Here is a 19,849-nt window from a genome sequence, read left to right on the forward strand (position 1 = left end):
ATTTTTGCAACACAACCCGAAGTGAAGGCTAACCCTGCCGTCGCGACTGCTTGACGATTTCGATGCTGTGAGCCCGGATTTTCTTGCGCAAAGTATTGCGATTAAGACCCAGCAGATCGGCAGCGCGGATCTGATTGCCGCCGCAGGCGTTCAGCGCCATGGCAATCAGCGGAGCCTCGACACGGTCCAGGACGCGCTGGTAAAGCCCGGCGGGCGGCAGGTTCGGCTCATATTCGCGTAGAAGCTGAGCGACGTGGGTCTCCACGGCAGTTGAGACATCCACTGGTCCGGAGGCCGTCTGTGCTGGCTGACGATCGGCTAGATTGAGCTCACTTTGGACGATCTCCACCGAGATGTTCTCGTCTGCGTAAAGCGCAGACAGGCGTCGGACGAGATTTTCCAGTTCGCGGATGTTGCCTGGCCACGAGTAGTTCTGCATCAGGCGGATGGCGTCGGGGGCAATGGTCTTGACGGGCTCGCCGTCGCGTTGCGCCGCCCTCAGGAAGTGCTGGACCAGATCGTTGATGTCGTCGATGCGCTCGCGCAGGGGCGGAAGCCGAATCGGGACGACGTTGAGGCGGTAATAGAGGTCCTCGCGGAAGAGGCCTTGCCGGATCATCTGGCTGAGATCGCGGTGGGTGGCTGCGACGATGCGGACATTGGATTTGATCGGCGTACGGCCGCCGACCATGGTATACTCCCCCTCCTGCAGCACGCGCAGCAGACGGGTTTGGGCATCCATCGGCATGTCGCCGATTTCGTCGAGGAACAGCGTGCCACCCTCAGCTTGCTCGAAGCGTCCCGACGAACGGGCGGTGGCGCCGGTGAAGGCGCCCTTCTCGTGTCCGAACAGTTCCGCCTCGATGAGATCGCGGGGGATAGCGGCCATGTTTATCGCGACGAATGGGCCGTTGCGGCGTTTGCCGAAGTTGTGCAGGGCGCGGGCGACCAGTTCCTTGCCAGTGCCACTCTCGCCCGTGATCATCACGGTGAGGTCGGTCTGCATCAGGCGCGCCAGCGCGCGGTAGATGTCCTGCATGGCGGACGAGCGTCCGACCAGCGGCATGGTCTCGCCCGGCTCGTCGGCCTTGCGCTCGCTGTTGGAGGGCTTCTTGGCATCTGCCAAGGCGCGTGCCACCACGGATAGCACTTCGGCGATGTCGAAGGGCTTTGGGAGATATTCATAGGCGCCGACTTCATTGGCGCGGATGGCGGTCATGAAGGTGTTCTGGGCGCTCATCACGACCATGGGCAGATCGGGCCGGAGCTTCTTGATCTTGGGCATGATGTCGAAGGCATTGCCGTCCGGCATGGCCACGTCGGTGATGAGCAGATCGCCTTCGCCGCGGCTGACCCAGTTCCACATCGTAGAGAGATTGCCGGTGGGCCGGACTTCGTAGCCTGCTCGCGTCAGCGCCTGGTTCAGCACCATGCGGATCGCGGCGTCATCGTCGGCCAGCAAAATGGTGTGGCTCATTTGGCAAATGCCTCTTCAGACTGGGGGCTTAGCGTGCGGCCCGCAACGGGCAGAAGAATGCGGAACTTGGTCCGGCCGGGGCGGCTGTCCATGTCTACGACACCACCGTGATCACCGATGATCTTGGCGACCAGCGCCAGACCCAGACCCGACCCGTTGGCCTTGGTGCTGACAAAGGGATCAAAGAGGATCGGCACCAGATCCTGGGGGACGCCTGGGCCGTTGTCTTCAATGATGATTTCAAGCGGCAGCGAGATGCGTTCGGAGACGCCCTGGACGGAAATTCGGATGCCGGGGCGGAAGGCTGTAGAGAACCGGATTTCAGGCTTCGAGGTGCGCTCCAGGGCCTCCGCAGCGTTCTTGACCAGGTTCAGGAACACCTGGATCAACTGGTCGCGATTGCCACCGACAGGCGGGAGCGACGGATCGTAGTCCTCGTAGAAGGTGATGCCGCGGGCCACACCGCTCTTGGCCAGCAGCTTCACGCGGTCAAGCACGACGTGGATGTTGATGGGTTCGCGTTCCACGGGCCGGTCATCGCCGAAGACTTCGACGCGATCGATGAGGTCGACGATGCGATCCACCTCGTCGCGGACCAGACGCGCCAGGGGAAGTTCGTCGGGCGTGACGCTCTGCTCGAGCAATTGTGCGGCTCCGCGGATGCCGGAGAGCGGGTTCTTGATCTCGTGCGCCAGCATTGAGGCGAGCCCGGTGACCGAGCGGGCAGCGCCGCGACTGACGAGCTGACGATCAATCTTGTCGGCCATGGTGCGCTCCTGAAAGAGCAGCGCGATGCGGCCGTCGACGTCAGAGAGTGGCGTGGCGAAAACATCGACCACGCGATCATCGCTCGCATCGCCGAACCGCGACGAGCCGACTCGCAACCGGTACTCGGTCATGGGCGCATGGCGTTCCACAACGGCCTTGATCAGACCGACGATGGGCGAGCCAAAGGCGATGATGTCATCGATCTTCTGGCGCGTGAGGACACTCAGGGAGGCGCCGAAGAACGCTTCTGCGGCGTAGTTGACGAAGATGATGCTGAGGTCTTCACCGCAGACAATGACCGGCTGCGGCAGAGCCTGCAGCACCGCGGTGGAGAGCCCGTGTGCAACTTCGATCATGCCGCTTGTCTCCAGTTGCCGGCATAGATCGACGGGATCATGCCCAGCACTTCTTCTGCGTTCTCGGAATTGAGCAGTGAAGCGCGGATTGGTTTTTCGAGAACGATGCCCGCAGCTTCGAGGTACCAATCGAGGTGCTTGCGGGCGACGCGGACGCCGATGCGGCCGTAGGTGGACAGCAAGGCCTCGTAGTGCTCGGAGACGATCTCGACCAGCTCTGCGCCTGTCGGCGCGAGCGCCGCCCCCTGCCCCGCCAGGCCTGCTCCGATCTGCCCGACGACCCAGGGCTGCCCTTGAGCGCCACGGCCTATCATCACCGCCGCTGCTCCGGACTGGCTCAGCGCATCCTCAGCTGCGGCAAGATCGACGATGTCCCCATTCACGACGACCGGAACATCGACCGCCTCGACGACCGCCCGGACCAGGTTCCAGCGAGCCTCGCCTTTGTAGAATTGCTGCCGCGTGCGTCCGTGCACGGTGATCATCTGCACGCCAGCATCGACGGCACGGCGCGCCAGATCGGCGGCGTTGAGGCTGTCATCATCCCAGCCGAGGCGCATCTTGACCGTGACCGGCAACGGAGTGGCCGCCACGACGGCATCGATCAGCCGGAGGGCTTCGTCGGGAACGCGCATCAGGGCAGAGCCTGCATAGCCGTTGGTGACGCGCTTCGCCGGGCAGCCCATATTGATGTCGATAATGTCGGCGCCTGCTTCACAGGCGATCTCGGCGCCGCGTTGCATCCATTGCGCTTCGCAGCCAGCGAGTTGAACGACATGCGGGAGGTTGCCGGACTTGTCGAGCTTGCGGAGCATTTCGTCCTGCCCCGTAGCGAGGGCATTGCTCGCGATCATTTCGGACACGACCAGGCCGGCGCCAAAGCGCTCCGCCAGACGCCGCATCGGGGCGTCAGTTATCCCGGCCATCGGCGCCAGAAAGGCGCGATTGGGCAGAACGTGACCAGCAATGCTTAACCCGCAGGCAAACTTAGACACCAAATGCCCCAGATTTGCTCATTTTGAGGAAGTGCCTGCAGAATAGTCAAAATTCGGCCGCGCGCAACCACGTAACGCGTGCCTAGGGAGAATCTCGGTCATCAGGGCCCTTGCTGCGTTACGGCACCGCCGATAGACCTCATTCGCCAATTCATCGGCCGGAATGCGGAACGACAATGACAGGCCAAAAAACTATCGCCGCCATTGTGGTCGCTGCCGGTCGCGGCGAGCGCGCCAGTGCTACTGGAGAGCTTGAGCCGAAGCAATACCGTCTGCTTGCAGGGCGGCCAGTTCTGAGCCGGACAATCGACGCATTTCTTGCTCTGGATCAGGTCACTTGGGTTCTTCCGGTGATCCATGCTGATCACCAAGAGCGTTTCGGGGCGCTGGATCTGGTTCATCCCCGGCTGTTGCCTGCCGTGGTCGGTGGGGATACGCGGCAGGCATCGGTTCTGGCTGGACTTTTGAACCTTGCTGCGCTGGAACCTGATCTGGTGCTGATCCAGGACGCAGCGCGGCCGCTGACTGACGCAACAACCATTGGCGGCGTCATTGCTGCACTGGAAGAGCAGGTCGCCGCCCTGCCGGTCGTGCCGGTGACGGATACGATCAAACGCTCCGACGATGGACGGATTTCGGCGGGAACGGTGGACAGGCGGACGCTGTTTGCGGCGCAGACCCCACAGGGGTTTGGTTTCCGGGAAATTCTGGCAGCGCACCGACAGGCTGCGCCGGAGCCGAGGGAGTTTACCGACGATGCGGCGATTGCCGAGTGGGCGGGGCATGCGGTGGCGTTGACGGCGGGCAGTACGCGGAACATCAAGATCACCCATCCCGAGGATTTTGCGCGGGCCGAGCGCCTGCTGGGAGCTGGAAGCCAGATGGAAACCCGGATCGGCAGCGGATTTGACGTCCACCCGTTCGAGGCCGGCGATGCCGTCTGGCTGGGTGGGGTCAAAATTCCACACGGGATGAAGCTCAAGGGCCATTCCGACGCGGACGTGGCGCTGCATGCGCTGTGCGACGCGATCTACGGGGCGCTGGGCGAAGGGGATATCGGGCATCACTTCCCACCATCCGACATGCAGTGGAGGGGCGCGGCGTCTTCGACCTTTCTGGCGCATGCTGCCGGGCTGGTGGCCAGCCGCAACGGGCGGATTGTCAATCTGGACATCACCATCGTCTGCGAAGCGCCGCGTATCGGCCCGCATGTTGAGGCGATGAAGGCTGCGATCGCGGGGATCTGCGGGATTTCCAAGAACCGCATTGCCATCAAGGCTACTACCAGTGAGGAGCTGGGTTTTACCGGCCGCCGCGAAGGGATCGTGGCGATGGCTGCGGCCAGTGTAGAACTGCCGAGGGAAGAGTGAAATGAAGCTGCCAGATGATGTCGCCTCCCTTGCTGCAGAGACTGTAGCAGCGCTGAAGGCGGCGGGGATAACTGTGGCAACCTGCGAGAGCTGCACCGGTGGGTTGATCGCCGGAGCGCTGACTTCGATCTCCGGATCGTCCGATGTCGTCTATGGCGGGTTCGTGACCTATGCGAACGAGGCCAAGATCGCCATGGTGGGTGTGCCCTATGGGCTGCTGAAGCAGTTTGGGGCGGTTTCCAAGGAGGTGGCGATGGCTATGGCGGATGGCGCTATGGGAGCGGCGGGGACGCATATGGCCGTGGCGGTTACCGGGATAGCCGGACCTAATGGTGGCACGCCGGAAAAGCCGGTTGGGCTGGTGCATTTCTCCGTTGCGACCGAGAATGGCACCACGCACCTCAAGAAGGTGTTTTCGGGGATGAGCCGCGACGAGGTCCGTTACGCAACGGTCGTTCAGGCTCTCAAGCTAGTGCTGAAGGCTGCCAAGGCCTGAAGTCAGGCGCCAACCAGAACGAAGACGTTCTTATCCGGCGCTTCCATCACTGCGACATGGCCGGACTCGGTTGCGAATGGCTCGCGTATCCAGGTCACAGCTGGATTTGTGCGGATCGCCTCGAATGTCTGCCGGACGTCATCGCAGTGAAGTTCGATCTCCGTAAAATCGATACCGGGATTGTCGCTGAGGACGAGTTCAGAACCTAAACTGTCAGGGAACTTCAGCCCTATCAGCGTCCAGGTCTGACCAGTCTCGAGCTTGCGCTCAATCGTCCACGCCCTCGTTAGGCCGAGACCAACATAGAACGCTGCTGATGCCGCAATGTCGGTGGTCGGTATGCACACGCATTCGATCCTGCGGATCATCGGCAATTCTCCCAAAGCGAACAGATCATGAACAATTGGGAAAGGCCTATGGCATGTACAACGCGTTGGCAACCGTGAACTGAGGACAGGCGCTGACCTAGCCGAAACGGCGGTCGGCCTCGTCGGCGAAGGCGTCGATGATTTCATCCTGTTTGGCGGCAAAGGCTGGCTCGGCGACGGCGGCGATCAGCGGGTTGCTCATCTTGAATTCGATATCGAAGCGCACGCGCGACCCCTGCCCTTCGGGCGTGAAGGTCCACTTGCTGTCAAGATACGCAAAAGGGCCATCGACGGCCTTGGCCGTGATGGTCAGTGCTTGCGGGTCGGCGACGACGCGGCTGGTGTAGGCCTGGGTGATGGGGCCGAACTGGACGGTCATCTTGGCCAGCAGCGCACCGGAGGCCGCATCGTCGCGAACTTCCATCGCCTTGCAGTTGGGAACGAAGTCCGGATAGGCATCGAGGTCCGACACCAGGTCGAACATGCGCTGCGGCAGGTGCGGCATGTGCCGCTCGAAGAACAGATCAGGCATGGGCCAACTTTGCGAGGCGCGCGGCGCGCAATTGTTCGAAATCCTCGCCGGCGTGGTGGGAGGAGCGAGTCAGGGGGCTCGAAGAGACGAGCAGGAAGCCCTTCGTCATGGCAACGGTGGCGAAGGACTTGAACTCGTCCGGCGTCACATAACGCGCCACTGCATGGTGCTTCTTGGTCGGAGCAAGGTACTGGCCGATGGTCAGGAAATCGACGTCGGCGGAGCGCAGATCATCCATCAGCTGCAGGACCTCGTTCCGCTCCTCGCCGAGCCCGACCATGATGCCGGACTTGGTGAACATGGTGGGATCGAGTTCCTTGACCCGCTGCAGCAGACGGATGGAGTGGAAGTAGCGGGCGCCGGGGCGAACCTTGAGATACTTGGACGGCACGGTTTCGAGGTTGTGGTTGAAGACGTCGGGCTTAGCCGCGACGACTACTTCAAGTGCGCCTTCCTTGCGGAGGAAATCGGGCGTCAGGATCTCGATGGTGGTTTTCGGCGTCCGGCGGCGGATGGCGCGGATGACCTGGGCGAAATGCTCGGCACCGCCATCAGGCAGGTCGTCGCGGTCGACCGAGGTGATGACCACGTGGGCGAGGCCGAGCTTTTCGACGGCGATGGCGACGTTTTCCGGCTCGTTCTGGTCGAGCGCTGTCGGCAGCCCGGTGCGGACGTTGCAGAAGGCGCAGGCGCGGGTGCAGATCTCGCCCATGATCATCATGGTCGCGTGCTTCTTGCTCCAGCACTCCCCGATGTTGGGGCAGCCGGCCTCCTCGCAGACCGTGACCAGACCATTCTCGCGAACGATCTGCTGGGTCTCTCGATAGACGAGTGAGCCCGGCGCCTTGACGCGGATCCAGTCCGGCTTGCGCAGCATCTCGTGCTCAGGCCGGTTGGCCTTTTCGGGATGGCGCGGACGGGTGTTGGTGCTGTCGATCAGTGTGACCACGTGCGTTCCTAGCCGGCAATCAACCTGGCAATGACGACGACGACGATAGCGCCGACGGTGGAGGTAAGGATCTGGGAGACGATCGGGCTGCCCAGATTGAGATTGATCTTCAGTGCAGAGAACAACCAGCCGCCGACAAAGGCGCCGATGACGCCGCTGATCAGGTAGGTCAGCAGACCGCCGCCGCCCACCACGAGGCTGGCGAGAAAGCCGGCCACGAGGCCGATGACAAGGAAGATAACGAGCGAACGCGAATCCATACGACCCATGAGAAAACCCTCTCCACTTTTTTGCGGCAAGTTCATGTTGCGACCCTCAAGACCAACCTCGATATTGGACCTTGAGGCCAGAGGTTCAAGGTAGCCAGTTCGCTACTTTACGACGACGCGTGCAACCAGAATGACCACTATGGCGCCGATGGTGGCCGTGATGATCTGGCTCAGCAGAGCATTGCCGATCGGCAGGGTGATATTGGCGACGCCAAGCAGCCAGCCACCCACGAAAGCGCCGATCACTCCGACGATCAGATTGCGCAGCAACCCGCCGCCGCCGAGGATCAGGCTGGCGAGCCAGCCAGCGACGAGACCGATGGCGAGAAAGATGAGGAGCGAGGTGATTTCAGGCGACATGATCGGAATGTCCTTTGGCGGGATTGGATGGGCGCTGTTCATTTGGTCGCTGCGCGCACCTGCTAGATATTGAGGGCGCGGCCGTACGCGTCGAGCACGCTTTCCTTCATGGTTTCGCTGAGGGTCGGGTGCGGGAAGATGGTGTGCATCAGGTCTTCCTCGGTAGTCTCGAGACCCATGGCGACGACGAAGCCCTGGATCAGCTCAGTGACTTCGGCGCCGACCATATGCGCGCCGAGCAGTTCGCCGGTCTTGGCGTCGAAGATGGTCTTGACCAGGCCCTCGGGTTCGCCGAGCGCGATGGCCTTGCCATTACCGATGAAGGGGAAGCGGCCGACCTTGATGTCGCGGCCCAGTTCCTTGGCCTTGGCTTCGGTGAGGCCGACGCTGGCGATCTGCGGTTCGCAATAGGTGCAGCCCGGGACCCGCAGCTTGTCGAGGCCGTGGACGCCCTTCAGGCCGGCAATGGTCTCGACGGTGATGACGGCCTCGTGCTCGGCCTTGTGGGCCAGCATCGGCGGGCCGGCGACGTCGCCAATGGCCCAGATGCCCGGTACGTTGGTGCGGCCATAGTGATCGATGACGATGGCGCCGCGCTCGATCTTTACGCCCAGCGCTTCGAGCCCGAGGTTCTCGCTGTTGCACTGAACGCCGACGGCGGAGATCAGGGCATCGGCGGCGATGGTCTGCTTGTCGCCGGTCTTGGGCTCGATATGGGCGACGATGCCTGTCGCGGTCTTGTCGACCTTGGCCACCTTGGCATCGGTGATGATCTTGATGCCGCGCTTTTCGAAGCGCTTTTTCACATGGGCGGCGATCTCGGCATCCTCGACCGGCAGGATGGTTGGCAGCAGTTCGACGACCGTTACTTCAGCACCGAGCGAGCGGTAGAAAGAGGCGAACTCCATGCCGATGGCGCCCGACCCCATGATTACGAGGGACTTGGGGAACTTCGCTGGCTTCATGGCCTCGAAATAGGTCCAGATCTTTTCGCCATCGGGCTCGATGCCGGGCAGCACGCGCGGCCGGGCGCCGGTGGCGATGATGATGTTCTTGGCCTTGTAGGTGCCCTCGCCCAGAGCGTTCTTGGGGATCGGGCCCTGCGGCTGGACGATGGTCTTCTTGGTCGGCGCGACCTTGATCTCGCCCGGGGCGGTGAGCACTGCTTCGCCCCAGATGATATCGACCTTGTTCTTTTTCATCAAGAACTGGACGCCATTGTTCATCTGCGCCGCGATGCCGCGCGAGCGCTTGACGATGGCATCGAGATCGAAGCCGAACTCAGTGGCGGTGAGGCCGTAATCCTTGGCGTGGCTCATGTGGCCGTAGACTTCTGCCGAGCGCAGCAGCGCCTTGGTGGGAATGCAGCCCCAGTTTGAGCAGATGCCAGCCATATGCTCGCGCTCGACAATGGCGGTCTTGATCCCGAGCTGTGCCGCGCGGATTGCCGCAACGTAGCCGCCGGGGCCGGCGCCGATGACGATCAGATCGTATTGGTCAGCCATCTCAATGTTCCTTCACCATCAGGAGCCAGTCCTTGCCCGGCTGCGTTCCGTCGGGATAGTGCTGCATCGGCCGGCTGGCCGTCACCGCAAAACCCATGCGTTCATAGAGGGCGCGTGCCCTGGCATTGCCATCCTCGACGATCAGCGCGAGCCCGCGCCGCTTCGTATCGGCCCGCTTGGCTTCCGCAAGAGCGAGGAGCTTCTTGCCAACGCCATGGCTCCGCCACGGCAGATGCACGGCGAGCATGGAAATGAACCACTGCCCTGCCGCCTGCCACTCGAGTTCGACGATCGGCACCAGGAACCGCGGCAGGTTGCGCGGAAAGGGCGCCATCTGATCGGGCTCGGGGTAGCCGAGCAGCATGCCCACCACCTCGCCGTCGCTCTCAGCCATATAGGCGTTGCGCCAGCTCAGGTCGTCCTTTTCGTCCAGCATTTCGAGCCGGCCAATTTCCAGCGGGTCATACGTCTCCCCCGCCCGCTCGTCATGCTCCCAGCCGACCCGAACTCCACCGTGCGTCGCGATGTTGACGAGCAATGCCACCTCGCTCGCATCAGCTTTGGCGGCGGGGCGAATGGTGATCTCTGCCGTCACAGGCTGAGCACCTGCTTGACCAGCGGCGCAAGGCCCTCGCCGATGGCGCGGGTGTTGGCGGGGTCGAGATGGATGCCATCAGCCTTGTCGGTCTTGGCGACCGTGCCGGCGTCGAAAAAGTGCACCTGCTGCTCTTCGGCGCGCCTGCTGTACTCGCGGGCGAAGTTGACCGAGGCGGCGATGGCTTCGTGCGGGCCGAAATGGTCCATCATATCTGCCCAGTCGCCGAGGATGATCGGGGGCGGCGACACGAGGATGATCTCCGGGGCCTGCATCATCTTGCCGGCATAGTGGCCGCGGATGATCTGCACCAGGCGCGCCATGCCGCGGCTTGCTTCGCCAGCGCTGCGACCGTGGAACGGCTTGATGTCGTTGGTGCCCAGCATGATGATGACGAGATCGAGCGGGGAGTGGCTCTCGAGCAGGGTGGGCAGGACGCGTGCGCCGTTGCGATCGGCATTGGCGAACCAGTCGTCGTGGACGGTGGTGCGGCCGCCGAGTCCTTCGGCGATGACGCGAGCCTTGCCGCCGACCGCGCCTTCGAGGGCGGTGGGCCAGCGATCTTCATAGGCATGGCGCGGGCCACCGGGTATGGGGTTCGCGCCGTAGGTGAGGCTGTCGCCGTAGCAGAGGATGGTTTTCATCACCCCTCCTCTCACGCCAGCATCATCACGGGGGTTTCGATCAATCCCTTGAAGGCGGAGAGGAGCTCGGCGCCGAGGGCACCGTCCACCGCGCGGTGGTCGACGCTGAGGGTGACCGACATGAAGTTGCCGGTCTTGATCTGGCCCTTGTCGACGTAGACCCGCTCTTCACCGGCGCCGACGGCGAGGATGGTGGCGTGTGGCGGGTTGATGACGGCCTGGAAGTTCTTTATGCCGAACATGCCGAGGTTGCTCACCGATGAGGTGCCGCCCTGGTATTCGTGCGGGGCGAGCTTCTTGCCGCGGGCGCGGGTGGCGAGGTCTTTGACCTCTTCGGAGATCTGGCGGAGGGATTTGGTGTCGCAGGACTTCACCACGGGGGTGAAGAGGCCGCCGGGCACGGAGACAGCGACAGCGACGTCGGCGTGCTTGTGATAGAGGATGGCGTCGCCGGCCCAGGTGGCGTTGGCGGTGGGCACCTTCATCAGCGCGGCGGCCCAGGCCTTCATCACGAAGTCATTGACCGACAGCTTGTATTCGGGCTTGCCGTCCTTGGATTTGGGAGCGGCGGCATTGATCTGTTCGCGGGCTTCGAGCAGCGCGTCGATCTTGCAATCGAGCGTCAGATAGAAATGCGGAACAGTCTGCTTGCTCTCGGTAAGGCGCGCAGCAACGACCTTGCGCATACCGTCGTTCGGCACGAGCTCATAGCTGCCCTCGGGATAGAGCGCCATGACCTGCTGGCGGCCCATACCGGCGGCGAGCGTTGCAGCCGGAGCAGCGCTGGCGGCGGCCGCGGCAGGCGCAGTTGCCTTGAGCGGGGTCTTGCCGGATTTTGCGGCTTCGACGTCGGACTTGATGACGCGACCGTGCGGGCCGGAGCCGGAGATGGCGCCGAGCTCGATGCCGGCATCCTTGGCGAGGCGTTTGGCGAGCGGCGAGGCGAAGACGCGGGCGCCGTTGGCCGGCCCCTCACCCGCCTTCGCTGCGCTCGGCACCCTCTCCCCGGAGGGGCGAGGGGACGCCGACTGTGGGATCGGCGCAGCGGCGGAGCCGGTGGTGGCCGTGGGCATTGCGACCGCTGCAGTAGAAGCTGCGGCGGGTGCGGCCACTGGCGCGGGTGCCGGGGCGGCCTTCATGTCGGCGGCGGTTTCGCCTTCGGTGAGGAGCACCGCGATGACCGCGTTGACCTTCACGTTCTCGGTGCCTTCGGGGACCATGATCTTGCCGATCTTGCCCTCATCGACGGCTTCGACTTCCATCGTCGCCTTGTCGGTCTCGATCTCGGCAATGACATCGCCGGAGGAGACGCTGTCGCCCTCCTTGACGTGCCATTTGGCGAGCTTGCCTTCTTCCATTGTGGGAGAAAGCGCGGGCATGGTGATGTTGATGCTCATTGGTGCCTCACTCGCCGATATCTTCGTTCCACAGGTGCGGGTTCTTCTCAATGAAGTCCGCCATCATGTGCTCGCAACGGGCCTCGTGGTGGTCGGTAACGTCCACCCCGGCCAGCGACAAAACGTCCTGGAAACCCTTGAAATTCTTTGATTCCGCCACGACGACGCGGGAAATGCCGAACTGGATGATGGTGCCGGTGCACATCATGCAGGGCGAGAGCGTCGTGTAGCAGGTGACGTCGCGATAGGTCTTCTGGCGGCCGGCGTTCTGGATCGCATCCATTTCGCCGTGGAGGATCGGATCGCCCTTTTGCACGCGGCGGTTATGGCCGCGCCCGATGATGTCGCCATTGCGGACGAGAACCGAGCCGATGGGAATGCCGCCCTCGCGTAGGCCCTGCTGGGCCTCCTCATAGGCGGCATCGAGAAACTTGCGGTCGAGTTCGTCCTGCGTCGCCATGGCCATCAGCTCCGATAGGTCACGGCGTTCACCGCGGCGATGACTTCATCGACGTTGGGGAGCGCCAGCTTTTCGAGGTTTGCGGCGTAGGGCATCGGCACATCCTTGCCGGTGACGCGCAGCGGCGGGGCATCGAGATAGTCGAAGGCCTCGGCGACGACACGGGCAGCGATTTCGGCGCCGATGCCGCCTTGCGGCCAGCCTTCCTCGACGGTGACGATGCGGCCGGTCTTTTTCACAGACTCGATGACCGTCGCCATGTCGAGCGGGCGCAAGGTGCGGAGGTCGATCAGTTCGACGTCGACGCCAGCAGCGACCAGCTTCTCGGTGGCTTGAGTGGCGTAGCGCATGCCCATCGAGAACGAGACGATAGTGACGTCCTTGCCGGCGCGGGCGATACGGGCCTTGCCGATGGGGAGCACATAGTCATCGACCTTGGGAACGAGGCCGGTCGAGCCGTAGAGGATTTCGTTTTCGAGAAAGACCACCGGATTGTTGGAGCGGATGGCTGCCTTGAGCAGGCCTTTGGCGTCGGCGGCGCTATAGGGCGCGACGACATAGAGGCCGGGGACGTGCGCGTACCAGGACGAGTAATCCTGGCTGTGCTGTGCGCCGACGCGGGCGGCGGCGCCGTTGGGGCCGCGGAAGACAATTGGGGCCGAGACCTGGCCGCCGGACATGTAGAGCTGCTTGGCGGCGGAGTTGATGATCTGGTCGATCGCCTGCATGGCGAAGTTCCAGGTCATGAACTCGACGATGGGACGGAGGCCGGCAAAGGCCGCGCCGACCGCGATGCCGGCAAAGCCGTGCTCGGTGATGGGCGTATCGACGACGCGCTTGGGGCCGAACTCCTGGAGGAGGTTCTGGCTGATCTTGTAGGCGCCCTGGTACTCGGCCACTTCCTCGCCCATGAGGAAGATATCCGGATCGCGGCGCATTTCTTCGGCCATCGCTTCGTTCAGCGCCTGGCGGACGGTCATTTCGACCATCTCGACACCGGCCGGAAGATCAGGATCGGTGGCAGCTTCAAACTTGGGCGCAGCAGGGGCAGCAGCGACGGATGGCGCTGCTTCAGCTGCCTTTTCGGCGACAGCGACAGGAGCCTCGGACGGCTCGGGGGCGGTTTTGGCGACCGGAGTGGCCTCAAGCGTCTCGCCTTCACCCTGGACCTGAGCAATCGGGGTGTTGACCTTCACGCCCTCGGTGCCCTCGGGGATCAGGATGCTGACGACCTTTCCGCTATCGACGCTTTCGACTTCCATCGTCGCCTTGTCGGTTTCGATTTCAGCCAGCACGTCGCCGGGCTTGACGGTGTCGCCTTCCTTGACGAGCCACTTGGACAGTTTCCCCTCTTCCATGGTTGGCGAAAGGGCGGGCATCAGAATGGTGGGCATCAGTGGCTCCGCAGGTCGATCAAGCGGCCGTGCCGCACGACGGTTTCAATTTTGATCAGGTGAATTTGCGCCAAAGGACGAGCACCAGCAGGCCGACCAGGGCGAGGATTAGCACCACGCGAATGGCGCGAAACCAGAACGGGTAGCGGCCGCGCGGTGTGCGGGCCTCGGCGTCCACCATGGCGCGACGTATCTGCGGCCAGTTCTCGATAGTGGAGATCAGATGCCGCATGGCGTCGAACATGGTCCGGCCTGTATGCCAGAAATACCAGCCGAACAGCGCCAGCAGAACTGCGGCCAGGATCCAGGCCAACCAGTCCGGCATGTCGCTCATGGCTGTGAGACCTCATCGACGCCACCGTCTTTGGGCTCACGCCGCGTAAATATCTGTCCAGAGCTCGCTTGCAGCGGGTTCCGGATCGGTGGTCGCGAAATCTGCTGCCTCGGTGACAATGGCGCGGATTTCGGTCTCGATCGCCTTCAGGGAGTCTTCGGTGCCGTAGCGCTTTTCGAGGATGCGGGCTTTCACCTGCTCGATGGGATCGTGCTCGGCGCGCATGGTGGCAACTTCGTCCTTCGAGCGGTACTTGGCCGGGTCGGACATGGAGTGGCCGCGGTAGCGATAGGTCAGCATTTCGAGGATGTAGGGACCCTTGCCGCTGCGGGCGTGCTCGATGGCGCGCTTGGCGGCGTCGTAGGTCATGCGGATGTCCATGCCATCGACCTGCTCGCCATCGATGCCGAAGGAGAGGCCGCGCTTCGAAAAATCGCCCTGCGCCGTGGCGCGATCAACTGAGGTGCCCATGGCGTAGCGGTTGTTTTCGATGATGTAGACGGCCGGCAGGTTCCAGAGCTTGGCCATGTTGAAGCTCTCGTAGACCTGGCCCTGGTTGGCCGCGCCGTCGCCGAAATAGGAGATCGAGACGGTGTTGTCGCCACGGTACTTCGAAGCAAAGGCGAGGCCGGTGCCGAGGGAGACCTGGGCGCCGACGATGCCGTTGCCGCCGTAAAAGCGGTGTTCGTTGGAGAACATGTGCATCGAGCCGCCCTTACCGCGCGACAGGCCGCCCTGACGCCCGGTCAGCTCTGCCATGACGCCCTTGGGGTCGAGGCCCATGACCAGCATATGGCCGTGGTCGCGGTAGCCGGTGATCTGGGCGTCTTTACCCTTCTCGGTGGCCATGGTCACGCCGGTGACGACTGCTTCCTGGCCGATATAGAGGTGGCAGAAGCCACCGATAAGGCCCATGCCGTACATCTGGCCGGCTTTTTCTTCGAAGCGGCGGATCAACAGCATGTCGCGGAAAGCGTCGAGTTCCTGGTCTTTGGTGAGTTCAGGGATATTGGACTGGGCCGTCTTGGCCGCCGCTTTACGCGCCATGGGCATTCGCTCCGGGAGATAGGAAGGGCCGCATCAGAGTCGCGAACTTAGCCGCGAAGCTTTGAGCATAGCGCAGAAACATGACAGTTGCGAATCTCCACTTCACGTGAAGAAACGTGGCTATCAGTCTATACCTTTTTCGATATTTCCACTTAACTCGGTTCCGGTTGACGGCGCTGTTGAACCGGAAATCGGTTTACCACTGGTCGGATCAACCATCACCACGATGTCGTCGGGCTGGGCCATCGACAACAGAGCCCGGGCGCGTTCTGAGACCAGATCGGGATCCATGCGGGTGGACTTAAAGAGATCGACCTTGTGGCGGTAGGAATCCATTTCGGCCTGAAGGGCGCCCGATTGCGCGCCCAGTTCGTCGATCTCGGCCTCAAGCACGTCCTGGCTTTCGATGCCGAACTGGCCGGTCATGACGCTGTAGGCGAGATAGCCCTGAAACGCCACGAGACCCAAGGCGACCGCGATGTGGCGCCAGATGGCGCTGCGTTTGAGACGGGTGGACATGGGCCAGAAAACCTTGTGAGCCAACCCCTTCCCTATAGTTCACCATCGCTTAACAGGCGGTTGCGAAAGCCATTTTAGCAGAGCTGGAGGTGACGGGGATAAGTCGCTCAAAAGACAACGGACGGCCGGTGGCCGTCCGCTGATAAGTCGCAGACTTCTGTCGGTCAGCCGCGAATGACGCTGCGGCCGGCGTATTTGGCGGAGGAGCCGAGCTGCTCTTCGATGCGGATGAGCTGGTTGTACTTGGCCAGCCGATCGGAGCGCGAGAGCGAGCCCGTCTTGATCTGCCCGCAATTGCAGGCGACCGCCAGGTCGGCGATGGTCGAGTCTTCGGTTTCGCCCGAGCGATGCGACATCACCGAGGTGTAGGCGGCGCGGTGGGCGGTATCGACGGCGTCGAGGGTTTCCGACAGCGAGCCGATCTGGTTGACCTTGACGAGGATCGAGTTGGCGACGCCCATCTTGATGCCCGAACGCAGGCGCTCGGTGTTGGTGACGAAGAGGTCGTCGCCGACGAGCTGGGTGGTCTTGCCGAGGAGTTCGGTGAGGATCTTCCAGCCTTCCCAGTCGTCCTCGGCCATGCCGTCTTCGATGGAAATGATCGGGAACTTCGAGACGAGGCCGGCGAGGAACTTGGCGTTCTCTTCGGACGAGAGGGTTTTGCCCTCGCCTTCCATGGCGTACTTGCCAGCTTTGAAATACTCGGTCGCGGCGCAATCGAGGCCGAGATAGACGTCCTTGCCGGCGGAGTAGCCGGCCTTTTCGATCGACTTCACGATGTAGTCGAGCGCAGCTTCGGCAGACTTGAGGTTAGGTGCGAAGCCACCTTCGTCGCCGACTGCAGTGTTGTGCCCGTCAGCCGCGAGGCCCTTCTTCAGGGTGTGGAAGATTTCCGAGCCGATCTGGACCGCATGGGCGATGGATTCGGCGCCGACGGGCAGGATCATGAATTCCTGCATGTCGATCGGGTTGTCGGCATGCATGCCGCCGTTGATGATGTTCATCATCGGGACGGGCAGGATGTGGGCGTTCGGGCCGCCGACATATTTGAAGAGCGGCAACTCGCTCGATTCGGCTGCGGCCTTGGCGACGGCGAGCGACACGCCGAGGATGGCGTTGGCGCCGAGGCGGCTCTTGTTCGGGGTGCCATCGAGTTCGATCAGGGTACGGTCAACGCCGAGCTGGTCGAGGGCATCAAGGCCCTGGATTTCCGCGAAGATCTCGGTGTTGACGAAATCGACAGCCTTGGTCACGCCCTTGCCGAGGAAGGCCTTGCCGCCGTCGCGGAGTTCGACGGCCTCGTGGGCGCCGGTCGAGGCGCCCGAGGGAACTGCGGCGCGACCGAAGCTGCCGTCATCGAGCACTACATCCACTTCCACCGTCGGATTGCCGCGACTGTCAAAGATCTGGCGGCCGGTGACGTCGATGATGGAGCTCATGTGCGAATGCCCTTTGTGTTGGCGAACGGTGCTGTTTGCCTTTCCTAGACAAGGCATATGACAACTGGAAGGGGTTGGGGACAATTTTTGTCGGTGGACGCTAAGCCAGCCCTTCTGCGAGCCGCTGTGCTGAGACAAAACGCCGGCCATCCGGCAGGCGACCCGTCGTCGAGCTGCTGGCGTTCAGCACGCGCCAGAATGGCGTGATGGACTCGATTGGCATGCCGGCGGTGTGGGCCTCAAGAGCGGCCTCTGCGACGGTGCGGAGGTGATAGCCGGTGTAGATTGGGCAGGTGATTTCGGCGCGATGGCGAGTGGCCAGTTGCTGGCGCATGGCGAGCACGCCGACAGTTTGGCCGGGCGGGATCGCCTGCATGAAATCGGCGATCATCTTGGCGGTGGGTACCAGCATGATCTGGCCCTGCCGCATTCCGGCGATGCTCACCGGGGCTGGCTTGACCACGGGAACGGCGGGACAGTTCAGCTTCTCGGACCACGACTTGCGCATTCTCACACCAGCGGCACGTAGAGATCGGACAGCAGGTCGGCTGGCCGGGTGTCGCGGGGGCTGTTGAGGTACTCCTCCAGCACCGGGGCATCGGCCGGTTCACGCCCGGATTGTGGCAACCAGACGCCGAAGAGCCACTGGTAGGCGCCGCGCATATCGGCATAGGGGCCACGATGGCGCAGCACGGCGTAGGGGCCGGCGCGCAGGGTGACGGATGGAACACCGGGAGGTGGCGGGCTCGGCAGAATAGCGCCGGCGTGCGAGCGCAGGCGTTGCTCCGGGACGGCGCTGGGATCGTCGAGGTAGATGCCGAGCATGCGCACCCCGGGCGCAAGCAGCCCAGCAGCGCCCAGCCGCCCGAACAGCCGGTCGAATGCGAGGCCGATGTTCATGAAACTGCCGGTGTGATCCTCAGTGGCGGCTACCATCGTTGGAAGTTCGACGATGCGAACGTCGTAGTGGGCGATCGGCGCTGGATTCTGCGCCGGGTTGAAGGCGGCGTGACTACCTTGTTTGCGGTACTTCGCGGGCGGCATGCCGTAGGCCTCTGCGAAGATGCGGGTGAACGACTGGACGTTGTCGTAGCCGGAGCGTTTGGCCACCGCTTCGACCGGCAGATCGCCGTTGGCCAGATCGTCGGCCGCTCGCATCAGCCGCAGACGGCGAACGGTGGTGGCGACAGTTTCGCCGCGCATGGCGGTGTAGACTCGATGCCAGTGGTACGGCGACATGGCGGCGACATCCGCCAGGCGCTGCAAATCGAGCTCCTCGTCGAGGTGATCGTAGATGAAAGCGGTGACGCGGTTGATGCGGGTGTCATATGTGTGTTGCGGCATGGCGGAGCCCCGGTTGCGATGCAGCTGACGTGCCACGGCGCGATTTCACTAATCTTGCTAAGTTGCGGTGTTGCCCTTTGCCCCGAGCCAGCGCACCGACTCTTCCACCGCCTGCAGCGAGGAATAGCGCGGCTGGTAGCCGATGAGTCTTTGGCCCTTTTCGATGGAATGGCTCGGGCTGCGGGCGAGGTGTTCCCAGGTGGCTTGCGCTTCCTCGGCGTCCTGCAGCGCCTTCCATTGTTCGAACGGCAGGTAGCTAAGTTTGGGCTGGTGGCCGAACCAGCGGTACATGTGCTCGGCATAGCCGCGGAGGTTGATGGCCTGGGGCGAGACGGCGTTGAAGGCTTCGCCGACGGCAGTGGCGCGGGTGGCGATGGCGCGCATGACGACCTGCGCGACGTCATCGGCGTGAACGTGGTGCACGGTCTCGAGGCCGAAATTGGGGAGCACCAATGCCTCGTTGCGGCGAATCTTCCAGAAGACTTCCGGGTTGAAATGGCCGGCGGGATTGAGCGGTGCCCAGCCCGGGCCGACGATGTGGCCAGGACGGAAGACGGTGGCGGGAAAGCCGGTGCGGCGGGCTTCGTCTAGAAGGAAGGTCTCGATGGCGGCCTTTTGCGAGCCGTATTCGCCGAAGCCGTTGAGGGGCTGATCCTCGGTGGCGGGAATGGCCGTGTTGTGGCCGTAGACCCAGATGGTGCCGCAATGGAGGAAGTGCTGCACCCTGCCCTGCAGCGCCGCCACCAGATGCTGGGCGCTGGGGAGGGTGAAGCAGATCATGTCGATGACGATATCGGCGTTGAGCGCAGCAATGGCCGGGCCGAACGTGCCGTCGCGCTCGGTGTCGTCGCGGTCGATGAGGACCGTTTCGACGTCTTTCCAGGCGCCATTGGGCTGGTAAGGGGCGCGCTGGCCGCGGGTGACGTTGATGACCTTGTGGCCCGCTTCGACGAGGCGCGGCACCAGATAGGTGCCGACATGCCCGCTGCCGCCAATGATTGCCACCTTTGCCATGAAATCCTCCGTCGCTGGCGGGCCAGACCGGCCGCGTTCCTTGCCGATGTTCATAGGCGGTTGGCGGGTGGACGCCAATCGTTAACGGGCGGATTGACTGAAGAGAATATCATTCCAAGTGGTTGAATATTTTCCTATTGGACGTGCAATTGCGCCCGACGGCCATGTGGCTTCGGGGTTCGTGGGGTAGACGGATCCGGCGTGGCGTTGGCCGACG

The 19,849-nt window shown here is 63.0% G+C and carries 23 protein-coding genes; 2 read left to right on the forward strand and 21 right to left on the reverse strand.

The genetic code is table 11. The annotated features are described in order from the left end of the window. Positions 1 to 28: 28 nt before the first annotated feature. From ntrC to dusB, 3 genes are read right to left on the reverse strand one after another with little or no spacing between them, the layout of a single operon-like run. The gene (gene ntrC, locus ACO06J_RS06330; protein ID WP_421759859.1) at positions 29 to 1,477 is read right to left on the reverse strand and encodes a nitrogen regulation protein NR(I); all 1,449 of its coding nucleotides are present in this window, start codon (positions 1,475 to 1,477) and stop codon (positions 29 to 31) included. Further along, entirely contained in the window at positions 1,474 to 2,601 is a 1,128-nt protein-coding gene (locus tag ACO06J_RS06335; RefSeq protein WP_421759860.1) for a two-component system sensor histidine kinase NtrB, read from the reverse strand. Before ACO06J_RS06335 ends, ntrC begins: the two co-directional genes overlap by 4 nt. Then, positions 2,598 to 3,596, reverse strand: coding sequence for a tRNA dihydrouridine synthase DusB (gene dusB / locus ACO06J_RS06340; RefSeq protein ID WP_421759861.1), 999 nt, complete (start codon positions 3,594 to 3,596; stop codon positions 2,598 to 2,600). Before dusB ends, ACO06J_RS06335 begins: the two co-directional genes overlap by 4 nt. Positions 3,597 to 3,706: 110 nt before the next feature. On the opposite strand from dusB, the gene ACO06J_RS06345 reads away from it, so the two are divergent. After that, on the forward strand, positions 3,707 to 4,966 hold the full coding sequence (locus ACO06J_RS06345) for a bifunctional 2-C-methyl-D-erythritol 4-phosphate cytidylyltransferase/2-C-methyl-D-erythritol 2,4-cyclodiphosphate synthase (RefSeq protein ID WP_421759862.1): 1,260 nt from the start codon (positions 3,707 to 3,709) through the stop codon (positions 4,964 to 4,966). 1 nt (position 4,967) lies between these two features. After that, positions 4,968 to 5,462: a CinA family protein gene (locus tag ACO06J_RS06350; protein ID WP_421759863.1), complete on the forward strand. Its 495-nt coding sequence runs from the start codon at positions 4,968 to 4,970 to the stop codon at positions 5,460 to 5,462. A 2-nt stretch (positions 5,463 to 5,464) separates the two neighbouring features. Here the strand turns inward: ACO06J_RS06350 and ACO06J_RS06355 are convergent, their stop codons facing one another. The 18 genes from ACO06J_RS06355 to ACO06J_RS06440 form a co-directional block, all read right to left on the reverse strand. Then, positions 5,465 to 5,830 carry a VOC family protein gene (locus tag ACO06J_RS06355; RefSeq protein ID WP_421759864.1) on the reverse strand — a complete coding sequence of 122 codons (366 nt, stop codon included), beginning with the start codon at positions 5,828 to 5,830 and terminating at the stop codon, positions 5,465 to 5,467. Between the two features lie 97 nt (positions 5,831 to 5,927). Next, positions 5,928 to 6,362, reverse strand: a complete 435-nt coding sequence (locus ACO06J_RS06360) for a type II toxin-antitoxin system RatA family toxin (RefSeq protein ID WP_421759865.1) — start codon at positions 6,360 to 6,362, stop codon at positions 5,928 to 5,930. After that, on the reverse strand, positions 6,355 to 7,311 hold the full coding sequence (gene lipA, locus ACO06J_RS06365) for a lipoyl synthase (RefSeq protein ID WP_421759866.1): 957 nt from the start codon (positions 7,309 to 7,311) through the stop codon (positions 6,355 to 6,357). Before lipA ends, ACO06J_RS06360 begins: the two co-directional genes overlap by 8 nt. A gap of 8 nt (positions 7,312 to 7,319) precedes the next feature. Next, entirely contained in the window at positions 7,320 to 7,571 is a 252-nt protein-coding gene (locus tag ACO06J_RS06370) for a GlsB/YeaQ/YmgE family stress response membrane protein (RefSeq protein ID WP_421762458.1), read from the reverse strand. A gap of 111 nt (positions 7,572 to 7,682) precedes the next feature. After that, complete coding sequence (locus ACO06J_RS06375) at positions 7,683 to 7,940, reverse strand: GlsB/YeaQ/YmgE family stress response membrane protein (protein WP_421759867.1); 258 nt, start codon at positions 7,938 to 7,940, stop codon at positions 7,683 to 7,685. A gap of 62 nt (positions 7,941 to 8,002) precedes the next feature. Continuing rightward, positions 8,003 to 9,445 carry a dihydrolipoyl dehydrogenase gene (gene lpdA, locus ACO06J_RS06380; protein WP_421759868.1) on the reverse strand — a complete coding sequence of 481 codons (1,443 nt, stop codon included), beginning with the start codon at positions 9,443 to 9,445 and terminating at the stop codon, positions 8,003 to 8,005. 1 nt (position 9,446) lies between these two features. Beyond that, positions 9,447 to 10,040 (reverse strand): GNAT family N-acetyltransferase, encoded by a 594-nt coding sequence (locus ACO06J_RS06385; RefSeq protein WP_421759869.1) that lies wholly within the window; start codon positions 10,038 to 10,040, stop codon positions 9,447 to 9,449. Then, on the reverse strand, positions 10,037 to 10,684 hold the full coding sequence (locus ACO06J_RS06390; RefSeq protein WP_421759870.1) for an SGNH/GDSL hydrolase family protein: 648 nt from the start codon (positions 10,682 to 10,684) through the stop codon (positions 10,037 to 10,039). Before ACO06J_RS06390 ends, ACO06J_RS06385 begins: the two co-directional genes overlap by 4 nt. Positions 10,685 to 10,695: 11 nt before the next feature. Then, on the reverse strand, positions 10,696 to 12,081 hold the full coding sequence (locus tag ACO06J_RS06395; protein ID WP_421759871.1) for a pyruvate dehydrogenase complex dihydrolipoamide acetyltransferase: 1,386 nt from the start codon (positions 12,079 to 12,081) through the stop codon (positions 10,696 to 10,698). Positions 12,082 to 12,088: 7 nt separating this feature from the next. Then, the gene (locus tag ACO06J_RS06400) at positions 12,089 to 12,541 is read right to left on the reverse strand and encodes a nucleoside deaminase (RefSeq protein WP_421759872.1); all 453 of its coding nucleotides are present in this window, start codon (positions 12,539 to 12,541) and stop codon (positions 12,089 to 12,091) included. 5 nt (positions 12,542 to 12,546) lie between these two features. Continuing rightward, on the reverse strand, positions 12,547 to 13,935 hold the full coding sequence (locus tag ACO06J_RS06405; RefSeq protein ID WP_421759873.1) for a pyruvate dehydrogenase complex E1 component subunit beta: 1,389 nt from the start codon (positions 13,933 to 13,935) through the stop codon (positions 12,547 to 12,549). Positions 13,936 to 13,990: 55 nt separating this feature from the next. After that, entirely contained in the window at positions 13,991 to 14,269 is a 279-nt protein-coding gene (locus ACO06J_RS06410; protein WP_421759874.1) for a hypothetical protein, read from the reverse strand. Positions 14,270 to 14,305: 36 nt separating this feature from the next. Beyond that, on the reverse strand, positions 14,306 to 15,316 hold the full coding sequence (pdhA, locus tag ACO06J_RS06415) for a pyruvate dehydrogenase (acetyl-transferring) E1 component subunit alpha (RefSeq protein WP_421759875.1): 1,011 nt from the start codon (positions 15,314 to 15,316) through the stop codon (positions 14,306 to 14,308). Between the two features lie 123 nt (positions 15,317 to 15,439). After that, positions 15,440 to 15,835: an FtsB family cell division protein gene (locus tag ACO06J_RS06420; RefSeq protein ID WP_421759876.1), complete on the reverse strand. Its 396-nt coding sequence runs from the start codon at positions 15,833 to 15,835 to the stop codon at positions 15,440 to 15,442. A 164-nt stretch (positions 15,836 to 15,999) separates the two neighbouring features. Then, positions 16,000 to 17,274, reverse strand: coding sequence for a phosphopyruvate hydratase (eno, locus tag ACO06J_RS06425; protein ID WP_421759877.1), 1,275 nt, complete (start codon positions 17,272 to 17,274; stop codon positions 16,000 to 16,002). Between the two features lie 100 nt (positions 17,275 to 17,374). Then, positions 17,375 to 17,782, reverse strand: a complete 408-nt coding sequence (locus ACO06J_RS06430; RefSeq protein ID WP_421759878.1) for a hypothetical protein — start codon at positions 17,780 to 17,782, stop codon at positions 17,375 to 17,377. 2 nt (positions 17,783 to 17,784) lie between these two features. Then, positions 17,785 to 18,618, reverse strand: coding sequence for an AraC family transcriptional regulator (locus ACO06J_RS06435; protein ID WP_421759879.1), 834 nt, complete (start codon positions 18,616 to 18,618; stop codon positions 17,785 to 17,787). Between the two features lie 57 nt (positions 18,619 to 18,675). Continuing rightward, a complete protein-coding gene (locus tag ACO06J_RS06440; RefSeq protein ID WP_421759880.1) occupies positions 18,676 to 19,632 on the reverse strand; it encodes an NAD-dependent epimerase/dehydratase family protein in 957 nt (318 codons plus the stop codon). Positions 19,633 to 19,849: the final 217 nt, after the last annotated feature.

Source organism: Devosia sp. (genome assembly GCF_965229025.1).
GTDB lineage: Bacteria > Pseudomonadota > Alphaproteobacteria > Rhizobiales > Devosiaceae > Devosia_A.

Excerpts from the sequence above, each read along its gene's own strand:
- ntrC (WP_421759859.1), bottom strand. The coding sequence starts at position 1,477 with ATGAGCCACACCATTTTGCTGGCCGACGATGACGCCGCGATCCGCATG.
- ACO06J_RS06335 (WP_421759860.1), bottom strand. The coding sequence starts at position 2,601 with ATGATCGAAGTTGCACACGGGCTCTCCACCGCGGTGCTGCAGGCTCTG.
- ACO06J_RS06350 (WP_421759863.1), top strand. The coding sequence starts at position 4,968 with ATGAAGCTGCCAGATGATGTCGCCTCCCTTGCTGCAGAGACTGTAGCA.
- ACO06J_RS06355 (WP_421759864.1), bottom strand. The coding sequence starts at position 5,830 with ATGATCCGCAGGATCGAATGCGTGTGCATACCGACCACCGACATTGCG.
- ACO06J_RS06360 (WP_421759865.1), bottom strand. The coding sequence starts at position 6,362 with ATGCCTGATCTGTTCTTCGAGCGGCACATGCCGCACCTGCCGCAGCGC.
- ACO06J_RS06370 (WP_421762458.1), bottom strand. The coding sequence starts at position 7,571 with ATGGATTCGCGTTCGCTCGTTATCTTCCTTGTCATCGGCCTCGTGGCC.
- ACO06J_RS06375 (WP_421759867.1), bottom strand. The coding sequence starts at position 7,940 with ATGTCGCCTGAAATCACCTCGCTCCTCATCTTTCTCGCCATCGGTCTC.
- lpdA (WP_421759868.1), bottom strand. The coding sequence starts at position 9,445 with ATGGCTGACCAATACGATCTGATCGTCATCGGCGCCGGCCCCGGCGGC.
- ACO06J_RS06390 (WP_421759870.1), bottom strand. The coding sequence starts at position 10,684 with ATGAAAACCATCCTCTGCTACGGCGACAGCCTCACCTACGGCGCGAAC.
- ACO06J_RS06395 (WP_421759871.1), bottom strand. The coding sequence starts at position 12,081 with ATGAGCATCAACATCACCATGCCCGCGCTTTCTCCCACAATGGAAGAA.
- ACO06J_RS06400 (WP_421759872.1), bottom strand. The coding sequence starts at position 12,541 with ATGGCGACGCAGGACGAACTCGACCGCAAGTTTCTCGATGCCGCCTAT.
- ACO06J_RS06405 (WP_421759873.1), bottom strand. The coding sequence starts at position 13,935 with ATGCCCACCATTCTGATGCCCGCCCTTTCGCCAACCATGGAAGAGGGG.
- ACO06J_RS06410 (WP_421759874.1), bottom strand. The coding sequence starts at position 14,269 with ATGAGCGACATGCCGGACTGGTTGGCCTGGATCCTGGCCGCAGTTCTG.
- pdhA (WP_421759875.1), bottom strand. The coding sequence starts at position 15,316 with ATGGCGCGTAAAGCGGCGGCCAAGACGGCCCAGTCCAATATCCCTGAA.
- ACO06J_RS06420 (WP_421759876.1), bottom strand. The coding sequence starts at position 15,835 with ATGTCCACCCGTCTCAAACGCAGCGCCATCTGGCGCCACATCGCGGTC.
- eno (WP_421759877.1), bottom strand. The coding sequence starts at position 17,274 with ATGAGCTCCATCATCGACGTCACCGGCCGCCAGATCTTTGACAGTCGC.
- ACO06J_RS06430 (WP_421759878.1), bottom strand. The coding sequence starts at position 17,782 with ATGCGCAAGTCGTGGTCCGAGAAGCTGAACTGTCCCGCCGTTCCCGTG.
- ACO06J_RS06435 (WP_421759879.1), bottom strand. The coding sequence starts at position 18,618 with ATGCCGCAACACACATATGACACCCGCATCAACCGCGTCACCGCTTTC.
- ACO06J_RS06440 (WP_421759880.1), bottom strand. The coding sequence starts at position 19,632 with ATGGCAAAGGTGGCAATCATTGGCGGCAGCGGGCATGTCGGCACCTAT.